Raw genomic sequence first — 20866 nt, 5'->3', positions numbered from 1 at the left:
CGTCATGATTCATCACCATGCTGAACTGGCTGCCTACGCGACTGAATCTATCTCCAATGAGGGGGAAAATCAAGAAGAGCGGATTATCGCCAAAATACGTGAATTGGCTGAAACAGTAACTATTTAGTCCAATGCTAAGGAAGGGGAGGTCCCTCTATGGGCCTTTCCTTCCTTTTACCATCCAAAGGAACAACGCCTATTTCAAGGTTAGCTTATACACTCTAGCTTCATAAGGCCGCAGCTTCAAGGCGTGCAAATTTTCTCCTTTTACCGGTTCGTAGTTGGAGAGAAGCAGCTCCGCCTTGGCGGCAGGAAACTTCTCACCGTCGGGCCAGTGGAACACGGGATCACGGTCAAAGAAATTCAAAATGACAAGCAAACACTCTTGTCCCAGCATGCGTGAAAATACATATAGCTCTGTATCAAGTGGCAACAACAGCTTGTATTCGCCATAGACTATGACCTCATGTTGTTTGCGCAGAGCAATCAACTTACGATAATAGTGGAAAATTGAGTTCGGGTCATTTCTTTCTGCCTCTGCATTAATGTGCGTGTAGTTATCATTAATTTTCATCCACGGCTCTCCATCGGTAAATCCGGCTGCAGGTCCGGCATTCCACTGCATGGGAGTGCGCGCATTATCCCGACTTTTTCGCCAGATCGCGGCCATAATCTGCTCCTCCGGCTCACCGAGCTTCCGTTGCTGCTCATAGTAGTTTAACGTTTCCACATCCCGATAATCATCAATTGACGGGAAGGCAATATTCGTCATCCCGATTTCCTCACCCTGATAAATATAAGGTGTACCCTCAAGCATATGTGTGAAGGTTGCCAGCATTTTGGCGGATTCCACACGATATTGTCCATCATTCGCAAAACGGGAGAGAGCTCGTGGTTGATCGTGATTGTTGAGATAATTGGCATTCCATCCTTCCTGATGAAGCACCGTCTGCCAACTACTCATTATTTTTTTCAGTTCCACCAGCGTCCACGACTTGTACTTCCATTTTTCCGTTCCTAACCCTTGTGCATCAATAAACATGTGCTCAAACTGGAACACCATATTCAGCTCATGCCGCTGATCTCCCACATAATCCAGTGCCTGTTCCGGTCCTAAACCGGACGTTTCGCCAACCGTCATTAAGGGATAACGCTCCAGTACTTTTTCATTTAGCATCCGTAGAAGTACATGAACCTGTTCCAGATTGGAAAAGAGTTGATAGGCACGCACCAAGGTTTGTTTGTCAGGATTATGCGCATCCGGCAGTCCTTCTGCTTTGACAATATGGGCAATGGCGTCAAAGCGGAAGCCATCGACTCCCTTTTTTAACCACCATTCCACCATACGATAGAGTTCACTCACCATCTCTTCATTTTCCCAGTTCAGATCCGGCTGATGCTCGGAATACAGATGCATGTAATATTCGTCTGTAAGCTTGTCATATTTCCACACAGAACCGGAGAAATATGATTCCCAGTTGTTCGGATATCCGCCATTTTTGCCTGTTCGCCATATGTAGTAGTCTCGCTTCGGATTATCCTTGGATGAGCGTGACTCCGTGAACCACGGATGCTCATCCGACGTATGGTTTAATACCAAATCCATCATAATTTTGATGCCTCGTTCATGTGCCTGATGAAGGAGTTCATCAAAATCCTCCATCGTTCCAAACTCATCCATAATGGCATAATAATCGCTAATGTCATATCCGTTATCGTGATTGGGCGACTTATATATCGGGCAAATCCAGATCACATCAATCCCCAGCTCAGACAGATAATCCAGCCGAGACAAAATGCCGCGCAGGTCCCCTTTTCCGTCTCCGTCAGAATCCTGAAAACTGATCGGGTATATCTGATAAACAACAGCTTCCTTCCACCATATTTTTTTAGGCATGTTTCCCTCCTGTATCTTCTCTGTACATCCAATAGCTTATGCTCTTAACATACACGCAATACCTGTATGCGAATCGTTGGTGCAGGGAAATAAGGGACATGTAAGCTTGCTCGGGCGCATAAGCAGAGCTGCTATAGCCTACGATATATTTTTTAATTTAATTTTTGAAAAACAGGTTGTATAAATTGACTTGGCGTTACCTATATTTATGAACTGCCCATATACTTGAACCAAGAGCGGTGCCATTCTTGAATTTAGGGAGGAATGTATATGAACCTTCGACCCAAGGAGCCAAAGGATCTGATTGTGGAATCAGCTGTAATCCCACCCAACATCCATGTGGATGTGGAGTCAGCCACTGAGGGGGGAACACGCCGCCTGATGCTTAGCGATAACCCGGAGACGCTTACCCATGTGACGGTACCTACCGAGCAAGCCACTTTGTGGCATGATGTGGTTCGCACCACAACCCGGACAGTCAAGCATCGGATTTTCGGCTGGCATTATAACAAAATAGGCAGCCCTGTTAAACTGGGCATCACCATAGAGAATAAAAGCACGGCTCGCCTGGAAGTACGTCATATTGAACGTGCCCTTGAGATTTTACCTGAGGACGGCAACTGGATTATTGATGTTGGGCAATCTATTGCCAAAAGCTGTTTGGCGGGTACGATGAAACGTCTGAAGCCAGTAGACCGTCACAAATTCGGCAGAGGCACCGCCTTGCTGGAGGAATTTGAGCTGCCCGAAGGATCGCTGGCTGGATTCATCTATGACCTCACGGTAGAATATGCCGAAGGCCACGGTACGCTGGACTATGTGATTCGCACCGTAGTCAGCAAAGATACGCAGACGGATCTGCGCGAGATTCACAAGGATGCACTCCCTCCTGTCCCCCCGCCGCAGGCGCACCCACGAGGAGTATGGTCCTTTTCTGAAACAAATGCGCGCATGCCGGAGTATGTAGTAGGGCAAAACGCCAACTACCGAGCATGTGCCACTAAGAAGCTGAACGGCGAAACTCCTGCAGATCTGCTGTTTACAGGGGAACGCAGCGAGCTGGGGCCTGCGCTTGATAATCGCGGACAATTCGGAACGATATATAACGCGACCATTCCTATCGTTAATCACAGTAGTGAGGTACGTACCGTACGAATCTATGCCAATCCACGTGGAGGCGCGTTCGCCGGGTCTGTACGCGTGGATGGTCATGTATATGGTATCCCCTTGCTACAAGATAATACCAAGGTATGCCGACTGACTGACATCCGCGTCCCTCCTGGCCAGTCGAGCTATTCTCTTAGCTTCATGGTTGCAGGTAGCGCCACCACTCCGCTGGGTTTATACGTGATCACGCTATAATCGCAATAACACTAGATGGATACATGGATCGCCTCAATAGTGCAAAGAATATAATTAAGATGTGATTGTTCTAAAATGTTAAATAACCCGGTGACCATAGATCATCGGGTTATTTATGTCGATTTTCTTATAGAATACGCTATTTCAGATTATACTACTCTGCTCAGTATAAAGTTGGAAGGCGGTGTAGGCTCCGGCTTACCAAACAAATAACCCTGGGCCAGTGACACACCTGCATCGCGACAAAATTCAAAATCCTCCATTTGCTCTATACCTTCAGCCAACACCTGACCTCCAAAACGAAAAGCCGATTCCACTATCCCAGTAATTTGCCGTTTCTGATCACTGTTATGATGACAGCCATCAATTATACTGCGGTCAATTTTAATATAATCGGGCTGGAGGCAATTCATAAGCTCTGTCGTAGAATAGCCTGCTCCTACATCATCGAGTGCCACTGAAACTCCCCGTGTACGATACTGTTCAAAGATTTGATGCAAAAAATTCAGGTCGTCTATTTCTTCCGTCTCTACGACCTCAAACACAAAATCCTCCGTATTCATAGATAACCGTTCAATCGTCTCAAAGGTATGATTCAAGCAATAAGCCGGATTATAAATGGTTGAAGGGAGAAAGTTAATAAATCGTTTAATCCCCGCCGGAAGGCAGGTCGCACTTTTTTCAATAGCGGAAATACGAGCCGAGCGATCCAAATGAGCATGCAATCCAGCTTCACGGGCGACTTCAAACAGTCGGAAAGGCTGAAAAGACTTATCTGGCTGTGATGGACGCAGCAAAAACTCAAAGCCGATGACATTCAGCTTGTAGTCAACAATAGGCTGCATATGGCTGGTAAAGTTTTGATTATTAATAATACTCACCAGATCCGGATGTTGCAGTCGAGCTTGCAATTGACCAAATAAAAGCCATTCCTCAAATCCCTCAACATGTTGCAAGCCAGTCACCACAACTTGCATTCGGCTCAAGCACTCCTGCGGCAGACGAGCCAGTCCGTTAACCAGCTGTTCCAACTGTGAACGGCTGTCATAGCGAAACACGATGTTACCCTCACACCAATGTTCTTGTTTCATTTGTTCCGATAGCATGCCCAAGCCCTCTAATGCTGGAGTAAGCGACACCCTAGAATGCCTAATTTTCAGCAATCCTTGATCCTTAATAGGTAATATGATGCTGCAATTGCTGCAAGTCATAATGGTCCTCCTCGGAACAATTTCCCGGTTTTATCACCATTATATCACAAATAACTAGAACAAAAGCACTATATAATTACGTGTTTTTACAAAAAATAAGCTTATTTTTAACAACAACTTAGGACTTAAGTACATATTCGACAAAAACAAAACCTTTTTTACACTCATGATAAACGCGGGTACTGTTGTATTTGCTATCAAAAAAAGCAGCAAGTCTCTTGTTTAAAGAGACTTACTGCTTCATTCTGATATGGAGTGGAAACTAAAGCTCCAAGTTACTTGGATGCCTTTGGTTTCGTTGTTTTAGCTGGTTTTGCAGCTGCAGGTTTAGTCGTTTTAACAGCTGGCTTCGCGGTTGCTTTCGCAGGTGCCGCAGCTTCCTTCACAGACGTCGTTGCTGCACTAGACTTAGCGCCAGCTTTCAAGCTGTATTTGGCAAACCCGTCTGCCGCGCTGCTCAAGTATGAAATTTGTTGATTTCCGGCCAGCACATCTTTGGCATCAGGAGAGGACTCAAAGGTAACCTTGGCCTGACCAAAAGGAGCAATAGACCAGTTACCGTCCGCTGACGGGTTAATCGTTCCGTTCGTACGGATATAATCAACAACGACTTGGCGACTTTCATCTGGTGCTGCCATCACAATACGTTTGCCATCTGGGTTGGCCAGTTTGGAGGAGGAAGCACGATAGTTATTGGTCGCAACGATAAATTTCTGTGCAGGATCAATAGCCTTCCCATTGTATTGCAGATCCTTGATACGATGGGCTGAAGAATCAATAATAGTTCCCTTGGCATCATATCGTGCAGGCTGAGTTACATCAATCTGGTAATTCACACCGTCAATCACATCAAAATTGTAGGTTGGAAAATCTTTGTTGATCAGCGATTGTTCCTCTGTTTTGCTAGGATCAATGCGGTTGAACTGACCCGCAGACCATTCCAGCCACTCCTGAATTTCAGCACCAGTAACTTCTACGGCATGAACCGTGTTCGGGTACACGTACAGATCGGACACGTTTTTAATCGCTATTGTACCTTCGGGAATGTTGGTATAATACTCGGCACCGTTGCGACCACCAGCTTTGAATGGAGCGCCTGCCGACAATACGGGAAGCTTTTCGTATTCTGTTCCTTTAAGATGGTTTTGAACATACCATTTCTGTGCATTTGTCACAATTTGAATGGACGGATCATCCTGCACTAATGCAAAATAGCTGGTAATCGGTGCAGTCGTTGTACCGACAGGTTGACGAATATAATCTAGCGTTCCTTGATGCTCTTCCCTGATCGAATCTGTCAGTTTGTAGTCAGGTGTAAACTGCACAGCCTGGTTTGTGGTACTCACAACCGGACGTACTTGAGACTGAGAGTTGATTACGTTCCACTCGTTTTTCTTCTTTTCCAGGCTCAGGTCAATAATCCCCAGATCCTTGCCCCACGAAGAAGCTTCCACGGCCGGCACGCCATTAATGGTTCCTTTATCCAAATCTACACCCTTCATATCTTTAAAATCAGGGCCAGGGAAAGATTTATGAGCATGCCCAAACAGAATCGCGTTAATTCCGTCCACCTGGCTTAAATACTTAACGGCATTCTCCATCATTGGCGTTTGCGGCACATCCTCATAACCTGTGTGTGCAAGCACGACAATAATGTCAGCACCTTCTGTTTTCATTTGTGGAATAAACTTTTTGGCTGTTTCCACGATATCCTTTGTAACGACCTTATCCTTCAAATTAGCTTCATCCCACTGCATAATTTGAGGTGTTACTAGACCAATGACACCCACTCTGAGTGTATGCTCTTCGCCCTTCTCATCCGTTACTGTTTTATCAAGAATCTGATAGGGGGTAAAATAATTTTTAGTAGCTTGACCCCCTTTATCAACATAAACGTTCGCATTTACGTAAGGAAAATCAGCTCCCTTGAGCGATTTGTCCAGAAAGTCGAGACCGTAGTTAAATTCGTGGTTGCCGACAGTAGCCGCATCATAGCCCATCAAGTTCATCATCTTATAGACCGGATGGATACCGCCTTCTTTCTCAAAGGTTTTGTTGCGGGCCATATAATCGCCTAATGGATTGCCCTGCAGCAAATCACCGTTATCGAACAGCATGCTGTTTCTTGTTTCACTACGAGCCTGTTGGATCAAGCCTGCTGTCCTAATCAAGCCATATTCATTGGTTTCCTTGTCCGAATAGTAATCATAGTTCATCAGCGCCCCATGAATATCCGTTGTCTCCATGATCCGCAAATTCACCGTAGCGCTATAGCGAGAGTCGCTAGCTGCCCAGGATGGAGCGGCTGAAAACACCAGCAGGCTACAAGCTACAACTACTGCTGTAAACCCTTTAAACCAATTTTTACGAAATAACAAAATATACCCCTCCTCATTAAGGTGTATGCCTCATATACATACTTTTGCACATATATGTAAGCTTTGAACCCACCATTCCTATTTTAATCCAACGCCAGACAAAAGAGTAGTCATTTGCTTAAAATATTTATGAAAAAATAATTATTTTTCGCATAAAAAAAGCCAGTAAATCTCCTGAAAAGGTTGGAAATTTACTGGCTTGTCTGTTATATTGTTTCTATTTCGTCCACACCTGGCGCTCCGTTTGTTGACCAACGTACTCAATACGAGTCGGATTGACGTCTAAAATGACATAATCGGGATCATCAGGTCCGGAAAACCACTTTTTCAGAGAATCATTCCACACTTGTTTGCGTAACCCCTCATCAGCTGTAACCTGGACGGTAGCCTCCACTTCCAAGACTTCCTTTGTACCACCCACTTCATAACCCAGCAGCAGATAAGCATTCGGATTGTTCTTTAGCTCTTCCACTTTATGTGTTTTGCGATCCGTCGCCAGATGAATGTTCATTCCATCGTTAAAAAGGGCCATATAGCGCACTTTCGGTTTTCCGCCCTCTACCGTACCTAACGAGCAAAATTTGTTGTTATCCAAAGCCTTCACAATGGCTTGTTCCAGCTGACTGCGATCCAATGTATCCGTTTTACCCACAGTACAACAACTCCTTTTTACGAATTAGAATTCTATAGAGTCTATGCCACTTGGCACCAGCTCTCCTAAACATACAGTGTAGCTGTTCTGAAAATAACATGACCAGAACAGATCTGAATGATTCATGTTCATTTTCAGATCAAAGCTCACAGTAAAAGTGTACCCTGTCATTCGGCATATGAACCGTGAGCGCTTCCTTAAAGCTGGACAGACCCGCCTTCAAGGCATATAATCGTCGTAGTAAACCCGAATAAACGAACCCATTAAACCATACAATGCCAGGGGTGCTGGAATCGGCCGGCTGAGAGTGTGTCCCAAGACACTGACCCTTACAACCTGATCTGGGTAATGCCAGCGTAGGAATGCTTAAGCAAGATGTGCCTTTTTATTAAAACAGGACATCCCTTACTTTGGTATATACAAGCGCAAGCGTCCCGGAATCCCGGGACGCTTTTTTTGTTGAAGATGAAGTTGTTGGAAAGATAGCATTCCGGCAGATGTTATTTTTGTGAAAATGGGGAACATAAGCTGTCTGATTGGACGGATAACGGGTAATTAAAAAGGAGAGAACACAACGATGAAGCGCATGAAAATGTTAAGCCTGGGTCTAATCAGTCTGTGGCTCATGGCTCTGACTCTGACCGCTTGCGGCGGCAATCCCCCTATATCTCAAAAGGAGGCTCCTGCTGCCGACACTTCAACGTCTACCTCGGCAAAGGGGCTCAAAGATGTTAAAGTCGTGCTCGACTGGACACCCAATACGAATCACACAGGACTCTATGTCGCCAAGGACAAAGGATTTTACGAAAAAGCAGGCTTGAATGTCCAAATTGTTCAACCAGGCTCAGGCGGAGCCGACCAAATGGTTGCTTCGAATGCTGCACCTTTTGGTATCAGCTATCAAGAAGGCGTCACTCAGGCTCGCATCCAAGGCGTGCCGCTCGTATCCATCGCTGCGGTGATTCAGCATAACACCTCTGGCTTCGCAGCCCCGGTAGACCGCGGAATTAAAAGCCCGAAAGATTTCGAGGGTAAAAGCTACGGCGGCTGGGGTTCTCCTGTAGAAGAAGCGGTCATGAAATCCATCATGGATTCAGACCAAGGTGATGTGAGCAAAGTGAAGATCGTCAATATGGGCAATGCAGACTATTTTACAGCTGTGAAGCGGGATATTGACTTCGCCTGGATTTTCTACGCATGGACCGGGATTGAGGCCAAGCTTCGAGGTGAGCCATTGGATATGCTATATGTAAAAGATTATTCCAAAAACCTCGATTACTATACACCTGTAATTGTGAGCAATGAACAGACGATAAAAAATGATCCTGACCTAGTCAAAGCGTTCATGGACGCTACCGCGCAAGGCTATGAATACACTATCGCCCATCCAGAAGAAGCGGCAGATATCTTAAGTAAAGCTGTGCCGGAGCTGGACAAAAAACTGGTACTTGCTAGTCAAAAATGGCTAAGCCCGCGTTATCAGGACGATGCCGCGCAATGGGGCGTACAAAAAGCGGAGGTATGGAAAAACTACTCGGACTGGATGTATGAACGCAAGCTGCTCAACAAACCTTTGGAAGTCGATAAGGCCTTCACAAACGACTTCTTGCCCAAGCGTTGATCATTTTGTAAAAACACTAAATAAGACTCGACTTAAGAAGTGAACGAAGCGCCACTACGCGGACGGATGGTGCTTTCCATCGCCACCGCCTTCAGATTTCCCGAATAAAGCCTCAGCAGGGTAGAAATCGGGGGGCAAAAAAAAGCGACCGCTTTGCTTGTACAGCACCATTCCGTGCACTTCGTTCTCGTTCCTCTTGGTTTATTCTTTAGTCTCATCTTATCTAAAGCGCAAAAACAGATGCGCTTATGTGTAAAAATGCAACCCAATCTATCAAAAAACTAAAGTGCTTTTAAGGCGGTTGGCAGCGGAGCGGTTCATTTGAATCTGAAGAAACGAAGTGGTCGCCTTTGCTGTTGGATTCTTACCTTTAAAGTTTATTCAAAGAATCCCACGGCAACAGCGATCGTAAGATCAAATGAAACGCGAAGCGGTCTCCCCACCTTAAACCAATTTATTTCCCAATACTACTCCAAATAAAGGACAGGTGAAATTCGCATGGCTAACACATTGCTCAGTATTCAAGTCATCCCTAAAACTCCTAATAACGAAGACTCTTATCCATATGTAGACAAGGCGATTGAAGTCATCCAGCGTTCCGGCGTCAAGTATCAAGTGAATCCATTGGACACTACAATGGAGGGCGAATTGGACGAATTGCTGAAAGTCGTCAAAGACATGCATGAGGCCTTGACGGAAGCTGGAAGTCCCAGCGTCATTTCACAGATCAAAATCGCACATAACCCACAGGGCATCAGCATGAACAAGCTGACCGAGAAGTATCGCCCATGAATCCGAAAGGCAAGAACGCATCCTGGTGGAAAAGCGTATGGCCGCCCCTTGTGGCGGTCCTCTTCTTTTTAGCGGCTTGGCAGGGAGCGGTTAACTATTTACATATTGAATCCTGGCTCCTGCCAGCTCCATCCCTAATCGTACAAGAGGGCATGGCGCAAGCGGCGTTGCTTGGCACCCATACATGGGCTACGGTTCGCCTGACGCTTGCGGGATTTGCTATAGGGACAGCAACGGGACTGCTGATCGCCATCGTTCTTCATACGATTCCTTTTCTCAAATCTGCTCTATACCCGCTCTTGATCCTTAGCCAAAACATTCCGATTATCGCCCTCGGTCCGTTGCTCATGGTATGGTTCGGTTTTGGGGTGCTGCCCAAGCTTATGGTCATTACATTAGTATGCTTTTTTCCCGTGGCTGTAGCGGCCATGGACGGGCTGACACGGACAGACCGTATGATGATGAATTACATGCGAATGTCAGGTGCAAGCCGCAGGGCTATTTTTCTAAAGCTAGAGCTACCACACTCCCTGCCACAAGTCTTCTCTGGCGTTAAAATCGCTGCTACCTATAGTGTGATGGGCGCGATCATTGCCGAATGGATTGGGGCCAGTGAAGGAATTGGATATTATATGTTGCTGCAAAAGTCTGCCTATCGTACGGATCTCATTTTTGCCGCTATCGGTATTATTGTTGCACTCAGCTTGCTGATGTTTGTCGTTATTTTACTACTGGAGAAATGGTTGGTTCGCTGGAAACCTGACCAAGAGTAGATTCCACATATTGCATTAAAGCATCAATGAAAGGACGTGGCATATATGAGTCTGCATCCGACTGACTTGACATCACCACCCATCGCTGATGAACAGCAACAAGCCGGAGAACTGCAGGTAATGACGCCTGCCCCTCCTGCTTTGGAATTGGACGAGATCAGCCTCGCCTTCCGGGAAAAGCGAAGCTCACTGCCTGTACTGCAGGATGTATCCCTTACCGTTAAACCGGGCGAATTTGTCTCTCTCATCGGTCCGTCAGGCAGTGGCAAAAGCACGCTATTTCACATTATCGGAGGGCTGCTCAAGCCGCAGCAGGGACGTATCCGTATGCATGGACGGGACATGACTGGTGAACGCGGGCATATCAGCTATATGCCGCAGCAGCCCGCCCTTTTCCCGTGGCGCACCACGCTGGACAACATACTGCTCGGGCAGGAAAATGCACCACGAAAGGATGCAGCAGCGGGCTCCCGATACGGCAGCGAACGTGAACGTCGAAAAGAAGCCTTGCAATGGCTCGAACAGGTTGGACTGGGCAAGTTCGCGAAGGCGTATCCGCATACGCTATCTGGTGGCATGCAGCAGCGCGCGGCCTTTCTTCGCGCCCTGCTCAGCCCACAGGAATTAATGTTGCTGGATGAGCCGTTCAGCGCACTCGATGCGCTGACACGTGCAGACATGCAGCAATGGTTATTGCGGATGTGGGAGAAGAACCGCCGCTCTGTGTTGTTCATTACCCACAGCATTGAAGAAGCGCTGCTGCTCTCCGACCGCATTTATGTGCTGTCGGCGCGACCTGCTTCAGTGATGCATGTCGTAGATGTTCCGTTTCCTCGCCCACGTAGGGAAGAAATCACCCTCGATCCACGCTTTATGGAATGGAAACGGACCATGACTGGCTGGATGCGCGAGGAAAAGCACAAACTGGACGGCGACATGGACGCCGCTGAAAGCATCCGCAAAAACACCTCGGACGACAGGGTAAACCATTATGAATGATTGGAACATGCACTCTGCATTGAGATCGAACGCGGCAGCAACTGTTCCCTTAATCGACGCGCACATTCATGTAGACAGCTACCCGCCTGAACAACAGGAGCTATTGCTCGCTTCGCTTGCCGACAACCATGTAGAAGCCATCATAGCTGTGTCCATGCATCTCGCCTCCAGTCAAGCCAACTTGCGCCTGGCTGAGCGTTGGCCCAGGCTAGTACGTCCCGCTTTCGGCTTTCATCCAGAACAGGCTCTGCCATCACATACCGAGCTTGACCTGTTATTTGACTGGATGGACGAACATGTACAGCAGATGGTCGCGGTGGGTGAAGTCGGCTTGCCCTATTACAATCGGCTGGAAGCTTCACGCAGTGGAGAGCCCTTTGAGCTCGCTCCTTACATAGCACTGCTGGAGCGTTTTATCCAGTTTGCAAGCAAACATAGCAAACCCATTGTGTTGCACGCTGTTTATGAAGATGCAGACATTGCCTGCGACCTTTTGGAACGTCATGACGTCACACAGGCGCATTTTCACTGGTTTAAGGGCTCTGCCGCCACGACCAAACGTATGGCCCGGAACGGCTATTATGTCTCCTTCACACCGGATCTCCTGTACGAAGAAGAAATCCGCAGTTTGGCAAGACAGTATCCGTCTGATCAGGTCATGGCAGAGACAGACGGCCCATGGCCGTTCGAGGGTCCTTTTACCGGACAGCAGACGCATCCACGGATGACTACCGAGGTCATTCGCGCATATAGCAAGCTGACCCATCAAGATGAAGCTGCTGTCCGTCAATTATTTTATGATAATACAAGACGCTTCTACTCACTGTCTGATTCGTAAAGGCATATCTGCTATTTACTAAAAAAGATTACAACCACAACTTATATTCAAAGCAAAGAACCTCCTTATGTACGCGAAACTTCAACATGCGTAATTAAGGAGGTTCTTATAGCTTTAAATAACACATATTTCTCAAATGCCACTTGTAAATTGCAGCATTCTTTATCGTTGCTCTATTTTTATTGCTTCAAGAAACCCTTCTGTTCCAAAAATGGCTTCAACTGCAAGCGCGCTGGTTCGGTCAGTCTCGTGGCCATTTGCTCAGACCAAGGTGTAGAGCGTTGACCGCCCGTACGTTCCTTCAAATATTCGGCTGATGTGTGGTCGTATACCTCTACAGCTTTCATCGTTTGGTTTTTGTCATAACCGTTCATATGCAACACACCGGACAGTGGAAGACGTGGACGCAAGCCCGTTTCCTGATCCGGTACACCAATGCACATACCGAACACTGGATATACCAGCTCTGGCAAGCCTAATAACTCGGATACCTCTGCTATTTTAGTACGAATGCCCCCGATGTAAACGATGCCCAAGCCGAGTGATTCAGCGGCCACCGCTGCATTTTGTGCAGCTAACGCAGCATCAATGGTTGCAACCGTATAATTTTCGACGGACCCTTCATAGGAAGGCTGGCCTGGCTGATGATGAATCGTCACCTGCTTCAAACGATACAGGTCTGCGCACCATACTAGAAATGTCGGGCACTGCTCAACGTAAGCCTGCCCTCCTGCCAACTCGGCCAGTTTTGTTTTTAATGATGGCTCGGTAACGGCAATAACGGTATATGCCTGCACATTGCTGGACGAGGATGCCATTTGGCCAGCTGCCACAATAGCTGCGAGCTGCTCGTCGGTAATGGGGTCTGACTTGAATTTCCGCACAGACCGGTGGTTCATCAACAAGGAAATCGTATCATTCATGACTGCTTCACTCCTAATCCATAATATAAGCTCTTTATCTGCTTCAAGCTGTGAGTACACGAAAAGGTTCTTGCATGCTTGCATGGCACTCTTACAAATATTATGAAACTTTCGCGAATGATAAGCAACCTGACGCGATGAAGAATGACTGCATGAATTAAACAAATGAAAAAACACAACAAAAAAGCAAGTACGCACAAAGCCAAAATTGTGCGTACTTGCTCTAATCTCGCTGCAAATATCCAACAGCATGCATCTGCCTAATACATCAATACGTTTACAGCTTCACCCGCTGGAGACGCAGCGCATTCAGTACAACCGAAACAGAGCTGAATGCCATGGCCGCTCCCGCCAACCATGGAGCCAGAAAGCCCAAAGCAGCAATCGGAATGCCGATCACGTTATAACCGAGCGCCCAAAACAGATTTTGCCGTATGTTTGTCATGGTCCGGCGGCTCATTTCGATCGCGTCCGGAATGCTATTCAGGTTACCACGCATGAGAGTAATATCGGCAGCCTCCATGGCCACATCTGTACCTGTGCCCATTGCCATCCCTATATGGGCTGTAGCCAGCGCTGGCGCATCGTTAATACCGTCCCCGACCATGGCTACGATCTTGCCCTGGTCCTGAAGTCGCTTCACTTCCTCGGCCTTTCCCTCAGGCAGCACTTCCGCCAGCACCCGTTCAATTCCCGCCTCGGCGGCAACGGCCTTTGCCGTCCTTTCATTGTCACCTGTAATCATAATGACTTCAATGTTCATCGCCCGCAGACGGGCAATAGCTTCCCGTGATGTTTCTTTAATTGTATCCGCCACGGCCACTAATCCGGCATAGGAACCATCCACAGCGACAAGCATTGCCGTTTTCCCTGCGCCTTCCAGTTCATTCATATGCTGCTCGGTTGAATCATCCATCGTGATGCCTTCCCTGCTCATTAATCGGCGTGTGCCCACCAATACCCGCTTGCCCCCCACAGAGGCCTTCACACCATAGCCTGGAATATTTTCAAAATCCGTCGGGCCCACTAGCTCAATACCTCGATCAGCAATTCCTTTTACAATGGCTTCCGCCAGCGGATGCTCCGAGCTTTTTTCTGCCGCACCGAGCAATCGCAGCAAATCCGTTTCAGCCAGGCTGCTCGCTCTAACTATAACATCTGTCAGCTCTGGTTTGCCGTTCGTAACCGTACCTGTCTTATCCAAAATCACTGCGTTGACGGAACGGGTCATTTCCAAATGCTCGCCGCCCTTGAACAAAATACCGTATTCAGCAGCACGTCCCGATCCTGCCATAATGGACGTTGGGGTGGCCAATCCAAGCGCACAAGGACAAGCAATGACGAGAACTGCAATCATTTTCTCCAGTGATCCTGCAAAATCAGACGGTGTCACAAGGAAAAACCAGACGAGAAACGTTATCACGGCAACAGCAACTACGATGGGGACAAAGATACCCGAGATTTGATCCGCAATCCGCTGAATCGGGGCCTTAGAGTTTTGCGCATCTTCCACGACCTTAATAATACGGGCCAACGCCGTATCACCACCCACACGCTCAGCCTGAATACGAAGTACTCCGTTTTTATTGAGCGTGGCTCCTGTGACTGGGGAACCCTCTCCTTTTTCAACCGGAAGACTCTCTCCACTTAACATGGATTCATCCACTGCCGAACGTCCAGCCACGACCACACCATCGACGGGAATTTTCTCCCCTGGGCGCACAATAAAGATGTCCTTCACACGCACTTGTTCAATCGGCAAATCTAGCTCTTGTCCATCACGTACCACACGTGCCGTTGTCGCCTGTAGGTTCATCAGGCTCTTGATCGCCTCAGACGAGCGCCCTTTGGCTACCGCCTCGAACCATTTACCGACTAGTATAAGCGTAATGAGTACCGCACTTGTCTCGTAATACAGCTCTGGCATGGTCATGACAGGCATTCCCGCCATTCCCTCCATGGCGTCAGACGGACGCAGAGTAAGGTACAAGCTGTAAAAATAAGCCGCAGACGTACCTAGCGCAACTAATACATCCATATTCGAACTTCCATTACGAAGCGCTTTATATGCTCCCACATAAAACTGCCATCCTATGATGAACTGAATTGGTGTCGTCAGTACAAGTTGAAACCATGGATTCAAGAACAGTTCCGGCACATAAATCCATGAGGTAAAGGAAAAATGAGCCACCATCGCCCACAATAACGGTAGCGACAGCACTGCCGATATCATCCACTTCCATTTTTTACGTTGGATATCCTTACTGCGGACATCCGCAATATTGTCCTCAGCGCTCTGCGGGATCGCTCCATAGCCCAGCTGTTCAATCTTGCTTACCAAATCACTAACCGTAGTACTCCCAGCAGCATATTCCACATGGGCTGTTTCCATCGCCAAATTTACACTGGCACCTGTTACGCCTGGTATTCGGTTTAATCCTTTTTCAATTCGAGCTGCACAAGCCGCGCAAGTCATGCCCGTCACATTCAAATTGGCTTCTTCACTCACAGTTCCAAAACCAAGAGAAGCAATTTTATCGCGGAATTCTGGAATTTCCACCTGCTTGGGATCATAGGATATGGACGCCTGCTCCAAAGCCAAATTCACATTAGCCTGTGCCACGCCGTCTATTCGATTTAAACCTTTTTCAATACGGCTTGCGCAGGCTGCGCAGGACATCCCCGTAATATGAAGCGTTGTATGTTTATCACCGTCGGTCGCACGGTTTTCCATGGTAGTCCTCCTTCTACATACCCTAGTGGGGTATATTATGTTCAAAAAGAAAAAGCTCCTAATATGGAAGCTTCTCCTTCGAACAAATATGTTCTCGCATCATACAGCATCTTAATCTTAAACAACATCATAGCCTTGGTCTTCAATGGCTGTTTTCAGAGCTTCAACGCTCAGCTTGGATTCATCATATTCTACATTTACTTGTTTCGTCTCGAGGCTGACCTTGCCGGTAGCGCCTACTTTCTCCAAGGCTCCTTCTACTGCTTTCACGCAATGATTGCAGCTCATGCCTTCTACGTTCAATGTAACTTGTGCCATTTTCGTTTCCTCCTCAAGGGTACGTCCATACCCATAATGTGTATACCTGCTACTTTTAACGGATTAGCTTCTTAACCGTCACCAGCAGCTCATCAATCACTTCTTGCTCTCCTGCCTGCATGCGCTCAATGACACAGCTTTTCATATGCCCTTCCAGCAGCAGCTTGCCGACACCATTCAGGGCCGACTGAACAGCCGCAATCTGATTCAGCACATCGTCACAGTAGGTGTCCTTCTCAATCAATCCCTTAATCCCGCGAACCTGACCTTCAATACGGTTTAACCGGGATACAAGGCTGTTCTTGAATTCTGCCGAATGATGACTTTTTCTAACTGTCTTCTCTCCATCTGTTCCACAATGAGCCCCGTGGACTTCAGTGTGGGAAACAGGTTGCTCCTCAGCCATACATCAGCCTCCTGTGTGGTGTATATGCACTCATGCATTTAATATATCCTCATCATAATATACCCCCATGGGGTATGTCAACCTTCCAGAAAAGTGTCACCTTTTCGCCTTAATTTTCGTCACCGTTTCTTCTCAAGCGAATTAAACTGATCAAAATAAGGCTGAAGCAACCTCAAATGCTCCTCGTAATCTTCTCTTTCTCTTTCAGGCAAACGATCTGGATACAATACCCCATTTTCGCCCGTTATACGGGGAACATACTTGTAAAACTCCGTGAACAGAACACGGAACTTAACAAATTCATCCTTACTTAAAGCTTTTTTCGCATAGTCTAACTCGTCCTGTAAATCTATACTCTTATGGGTTTGGAATTCCTCCTGATTCAATTTATCAAAGTACGGTTCCAACTCGGCGGTTATTCGATTATACTCACGCTGTTCATCGACGCTTAAACGCTCCTTATGGAGCATCCCGTTTTTGTCCGTTATTTTAAGATTATAGGCTCCTAGTTCCTTTAGTAATTCCATAAAAACACTAAACTCTTCCTTCGACAAACGTCCCTGTGCTTGTTGGAGCTTCGATTCTACTCTTGTATATTCCTCTGCCGTCCCTCCCATTTCAATTAGCTTTTCCTGCGAGCCATACAGCGTATCAGTCAAGTAAGAGTATGCAGCAAAGGCACCTGTCGGGATCAATAATGCCGCTACTAGAATCGTTGTCACGATATACTTTTTCATAGGTTTAGATCCTTTCCCTTTAATTCGCTCAACTTGTATCATGATATTTTCCTTTAACTCAATGGGAGGAGATAAGTGGTTATCCTCATGCTGCATCGCCTTACGTAGTTCTTGCTCAAGCTTCATGGATTTTCTCCACCTTTCCGATCAGAAAATGTCCCTGCCGCTCTTTCGAACGGAGCTTTTGCAAAGCCGCGTGAATTCGTGACTTCACCGTACCTAACGGTATCTCTAAAATGTTTGCGATTTCCTCTTGGGAATACTCATGCAAATAGTGCAATACAATCACCTGTTTTAGCTTGAACGATAGCTGCTGAACTGCTTGGAGCAATACATGATTTGCAACCTTGTCCACTATTTCCTCAGAAAAATCAAACGCTGCATGATGCTCCAGACTCTCAGCCTTACTTGTGATTCGCATCCTCATCCATCTTTTTCTCCGATACGCCCGAATTTGACGCATAACAATCCCCATCAGCCAAGGTTGAAAAGATCTATTTGTATCAAATGTCTCCAGTGATTTATACACCTGTATATAAATTTCCTGAACCACATCATCAACGTCTGCCTTTTCCTCCAACAGAAAATGCACTGATTTATAGACCGTATGAATCGTGTAATCATAGAGCTCCTTATAAGCTTCGCGGCTGCCAGCCAGTGTCTCTGCAACAAGCATTGTCATCTGATCATCCTGTGCCAATCTGACCACCTCCTTGCACTGTTCGATCCTAATCTCCTCCTCTCTTTCGGCTCATACTCTATATTGGAAGGAACGGGGAATATCGTTCGATTTTTTTGTCTCAATAACAGAGAGACAGGGTATGGTCGGTTTTGTATTAGGTAAATTATTCTTTCGTTTAATTCCGACCATACTGATCCTGCTGTTTATTTGATTTGCATTCTAATTCACAAACCTTCTCGTATGTACTTAAAACAGACACCCCTCCCCGCGAGGGAAGCCGAAGATATCTCGATTGTAAAACGATAAAAAAACACCCATGGTCTGAAGTGGTTCATGCATCAGTCCATGGGAGTTTTCAGTTCAAATTGCCTATTTTAAGCCTTCGCGCGTGCTTCCTTGGCAAGTACAATAAAGCTTAACAGCGCACCAAGCTCTGCTATAGCAATCACAACCGCCATCGGTACGGGGGTTGTTCCACTACCCAAGCCCACCAACGGTGAAGCGATGGAGCCAAGCAATAGAGGCAGCAAGCCAAGCATGGCGGACGCACTGCCTGCGGAACGCTGCTGACTCTGCATGGCCAGTGAAGTCGTCGTTGTACTCACAATACCTACGCAGGATACGACAAAAAACATCGGAATCAATACGGCTAACAGTTGGCCTCCGGTAAAAGCTACGGTAAGCAAGCTGATCCCGGCTACAGCCGCAATCACCAGACCTGACAAGAGCAACTGTCGCTCGCTAAATCGACCCACGAGTCTACCCGTCAACTGGGAAAACAGTACAATCCCTAAACCATTCACCGCAAAAATGATGCTATACGTCTGGGGGGAAACCCCGAAAATATCCTGAAGCACGAAAGGCGAGCCAGCGATGTACGCAAACATCGCCCCTGTAATCAGCGCCTGTGAGAGGGCATAACCCATAAAGCGTCGATCTGCAAACAGATGACCGAGTGTTCCTAGCGTCTGCTTCAAGCCACCGGATGAACGGCGGTTCGTTGGCAACGTTTCTGGAAGACCCAATACGACGGCAATCAGCATGGCCACACCAACTACACACAGCACCATGAATACACCGCGCCAGGAAACAAAATTCAAAATGACACCGCCCAGCACAGGTGCAGCAATGGGAGCCACACCATTCACTAGCATGAGCAGTGAGAAAAAGCGTGTCAGTTCTTTGCCCGAGTACAGATCACGAGCCACAGCTCTGGAAATCACGATCCCCGCCGATCCCGTAAGCCCTTGAATAAAGCGAAGCGCAATGAGCACACCGATATTCGGCGCAAACACACATAACAGCGATGCTGCAGCGTACAGAATTAGCGAGATCACCAGCGGTCCTCTGCGACCCCTCACATCGCTAAGCGGACCAGCAACGATCTGACCAACGGCCAGTCCCAACAGACAGGCTGTCAAACTAAGCTGTGCCAGCGAAGTAGTCGTATGCAAATTGTCGGCTAATGTGGGCAGTGACGGCAAATACATATCTATGGACAAGGGTCCGAAGGCACTTAATGCACCCAGAACAAAGGCAATCCATAATATTCGTGATTTGGTCATATCTGCGGCAACCATTACCGTATTGGATAACCGGTTCATGATAATAATCATCCTTTTCACTAAAATATAAATAATGACTTCAATTTATTATGATATCATTCATTTCGTCTGGCTTCGATTAATTACACGCTAATCCGCAATTTTTTTTCAAAACTGCTATAAATCAGGCAGGAATTTACCAATTTCAGGTCGAATTACACGGTAACCAAAACAAAAAAATTGTAGAATCTGGAGAATGATAATGGTCTATGATGGAGTACTGCTGGGTCTCATTGTAGGTCTGTTCAGAGGAGGCTGGCGGCAAGGTCTGATCCGTTTCAGTCATATTCGCCTTATAGCCGGCTGGATGTTCCCCCTGCTGCTGGTGGTGCAATTCATTATTTTTTATGCTCAGGAAAAATGGGCTTGGCTGGCAGCTATGAACGGGTATCTATTTATGGGAGTCTACGTAGTCGGATTGATATTTCTCTGGTTGAACAGACATCATAAGGGATTCAAGCTTATTTTAATCGGCGTATTATTGAATTTTATCGTGATGGCGGTAAATGGCGGCAGAATGCCGGTCTCGTTGAGCGCTTCAGAGGTGCTGGGCCCCTATTATACAGATATGCTTAAATCCGGAAGTGTCATCTCGAAACATTACATGATGGATGCGAGCACGCATTTATCATTGCTTGGTGACATCATCCCCCTTTCCAAGCCCTATCCCCGCACGCAGGTGATTAGTATTGGAGATGTCGTCATGAACTTCGGGATGTTCCTGTTTATCCAAAATGTGATGGTCGTGAAAAGAAATAAGGATAATCAGCAAGAAACCAATCCCCGCCACGCCTAGTTCAGACCTTATTCCAAGGAAGGGAGGGAACCTTATGAAAAACTTGAAATACTCCCGTGTGATTATCAATGCTATTATCGTTGCTTCTGTCGTAATCGCTTTGACTTCCGGTTACAAAATCGGGGGCTAGTCACCGATAAGAT

The 20866-nt window shown here is 46.9% G+C and carries 19 protein-coding genes and 1 riboswitch; of the genes, 8 read left to right on the top strand and 11 right to left on the bottom strand.

Annotation, left to right across the window (positions count from 1 at the left end):
* Window positions 1-4 precede the first annotated feature (4 nt).
* Window positions 5-127, top strand: a complete 123-nt coding sequence (locus tag KSP24_RS25515; RefSeq protein WP_302054378.1) for a hypothetical protein — start codon at window positions 5-7, stop codon at window positions 125-127.
* Window positions 128-196: 69 nt separating this feature from the next.
* Here KSP24_RS25515 and KSP24_RS22330 read toward each other — a convergent pair whose 3' ends face one another.
* Window positions 197-1897: a glycoside hydrolase family 13 protein gene (locus KSP24_RS22330; RefSeq protein ID WP_216976784.1), complete on the bottom strand. Its 1701-nt coding sequence runs from the start codon at window positions 1895-1897 to the stop codon at window positions 197-199.
* Window positions 1898-2167: 270 nt separating this feature from the next.
* Here KSP24_RS22330 and KSP24_RS22325 point away from each other — a divergent pair, with 270 nt between their 5' ends.
* Window positions 2168-3259: a hypothetical protein gene (locus KSP24_RS22325; RefSeq protein ID WP_216976783.1), complete on the top strand. Its 1092-nt coding sequence runs from the start codon at window positions 2168-2170 to the stop codon at window positions 3257-3259.
* Between the two features lie 149 nt (window positions 3260-3408).
* On the opposite strand, the gene KSP24_RS22320 is transcribed toward KSP24_RS22325, so the two are convergent.
* The 3 genes from KSP24_RS22320 to KSP24_RS22310 all read right to left on the bottom strand — a co-directional run bounded on the left by KSP24_RS22320 (window position 3409) and on the right by KSP24_RS22310 (window position 7500).
* On the bottom strand, window positions 3409-4470 hold the full coding sequence (locus KSP24_RS22320; RefSeq protein ID WP_129548604.1) for an EAL domain-containing protein: 1062 nt from the start codon (window positions 4468-4470) through the stop codon (window positions 3409-3411).
* A gap of 275 nt (window positions 4471-4745) precedes the next feature.
* Window positions 4746-6848, bottom strand: a complete 2103-nt coding sequence (locus tag KSP24_RS22315) for a bifunctional 2',3'-cyclic-nucleotide 2'-phosphodiesterase/3'-nucleotidase (RefSeq protein WP_040102298.1) — start codon at window positions 6846-6848, stop codon at window positions 4746-4748.
* A 217-nt stretch (window positions 6849-7065) separates the two neighbouring features.
* On the bottom strand, window positions 7066-7500 hold the full coding sequence (locus KSP24_RS22310) for a pyridoxamine 5'-phosphate oxidase family protein (protein ID WP_216976781.1): 435 nt from the start codon (window positions 7498-7500) through the stop codon (window positions 7066-7068).
* 270 nt (window positions 7501-7770) lie between these two features.
* Window positions 7771-7880: riboswitch (TPP riboswitch) on the top strand.
* Between the two features lie 197 nt (window positions 7881-8077).
* Here KSP24_RS22310 and KSP24_RS22305 point away from each other — a divergent pair.
* The 5 genes from KSP24_RS22305 (at window position 8078) to KSP24_RS22285 (ending at window position 12523) form a co-directional block, all read left to right on the top strand.
* Complete coding sequence (locus tag KSP24_RS22305) at window positions 8078-9121, top strand: ABC transporter substrate-binding protein (protein WP_216976779.1); 1044 nt, start codon at window positions 8078-8080, stop codon at window positions 9119-9121.
* A gap of 498 nt (window positions 9122-9619) precedes the next feature.
* Window positions 9620-9913, top strand: coding sequence for an MTH1187 family thiamine-binding protein (locus tag KSP24_RS22300; RefSeq protein ID WP_216976777.1), 294 nt, complete (start codon window positions 9620-9622; stop codon window positions 9911-9913).
* A complete protein-coding gene (locus tag KSP24_RS22295) occupies window positions 9910-10686 on the top strand; it encodes an ABC transporter permease (RefSeq protein ID WP_216976775.1) in 777 nt (258 codons plus the stop codon). Before KSP24_RS22300 ends, KSP24_RS22295 begins: the two co-directional genes overlap by 4 nt.
* Window positions 10687-10731: 45 nt before the next feature.
* Entirely contained in the window at window positions 10732-11685 is a 954-nt protein-coding gene (locus KSP24_RS22290) for an ABC transporter ATP-binding protein (RefSeq protein WP_216976773.1), read from the top strand.
* Complete coding sequence (locus KSP24_RS22285) at window positions 11678-12523, top strand: TatD family hydrolase (RefSeq protein ID WP_058831375.1); 846 nt, start codon at window positions 11678-11680, stop codon at window positions 12521-12523. Before KSP24_RS22290 ends, KSP24_RS22285 begins: the two co-directional genes overlap by 8 nt.
* Before the next feature lie 179 nt (window positions 12524-12702).
* Here KSP24_RS22285 and nfsA read toward each other — a convergent pair whose 3' ends face one another.
* From nfsA to KSP24_RS22250, 7 genes are all read right to left on the bottom strand, one after another.
* Window positions 12703-13446: an oxygen-insensitive NADPH nitroreductase gene (nfsA, locus tag KSP24_RS22280; RefSeq protein WP_013369076.1), complete on the bottom strand. Its 744-nt coding sequence runs from the start codon at window positions 13444-13446 to the stop codon at window positions 12703-12705.
* Window positions 13447-13723: 277 nt separating this feature from the next.
* The gene (locus KSP24_RS22275; protein ID WP_216976771.1) at window positions 13724-16180 is read right to left on the bottom strand and encodes a heavy metal translocating P-type ATPase; all 2457 of its coding nucleotides are present in this window, start codon (window positions 16178-16180) and stop codon (window positions 13724-13726) included.
* 117 nt (window positions 16181-16297) lie between these two features.
* A complete protein-coding gene (locus KSP24_RS22270) occupies window positions 16298-16498 on the bottom strand; it encodes a copper ion binding protein (RefSeq protein ID WP_013369074.1) in 201 nt (66 codons plus the stop codon).
* Window positions 16499-16553: 55 nt separating this feature from the next.
* Window positions 16554-16904 carry a metal-sensitive transcriptional regulator gene (locus KSP24_RS22265; protein WP_013369073.1) on the bottom strand — a complete coding sequence of 117 codons (351 nt, stop codon included), beginning with the start codon at window positions 16902-16904 and terminating at the stop codon, window positions 16554-16556.
* Between the two features lie 119 nt (window positions 16905-17023).
* Complete coding sequence (locus KSP24_RS22260) at window positions 17024-17767, bottom strand: DUF3600 domain-containing protein (RefSeq protein WP_216976769.1); 744 nt, start codon at window positions 17765-17767, stop codon at window positions 17024-17026.
* Entirely contained in the window at window positions 17757-18341 is a 585-nt protein-coding gene (locus KSP24_RS22255; protein WP_102163383.1) for a sigma-70 family RNA polymerase sigma factor, read from the bottom strand. The genes KSP24_RS22260 and KSP24_RS22255 overlap by 11 nt, the downstream gene beginning before the upstream one ends.
* Before the next feature lie 356 nt (window positions 18342-18697).
* The gene (locus tag KSP24_RS22250) at window positions 18698-19927 is read right to left on the bottom strand and encodes a multidrug effflux MFS transporter (protein WP_013369070.1); all 1230 of its coding nucleotides are present in this window, start codon (window positions 19925-19927) and stop codon (window positions 18698-18700) included.
* A gap of 202 nt (window positions 19928-20129) precedes the next feature.
* Here KSP24_RS22250 and KSP24_RS22245 point away from each other — a divergent pair, with 202 nt between their 5' ends.
* Window positions 20130-20723 (top strand): DUF5317 domain-containing protein, encoded by a 594-nt coding sequence (locus KSP24_RS22245; protein ID WP_216976767.1) that lies wholly within the window; start codon window positions 20130-20132, stop codon window positions 20721-20723.
* The last annotated feature ends 143 nt before the right edge of the window (window positions 20724-20866 follow it).

Origin of the sequence: Paenibacillus sp. AK121 (assembly GCF_019042715.1) — a bacterium.
Classification (GTDB): domain Bacteria; phylum Bacillota; class Bacilli; order Paenibacillales; family Paenibacillaceae; genus Paenibacillus; species Paenibacillus polymyxa_C.
The sequence above is the reverse complement of the archived record's forward strand: the minus strand, read 5'-3'. Positions and strand labels throughout refer to the sequence as shown.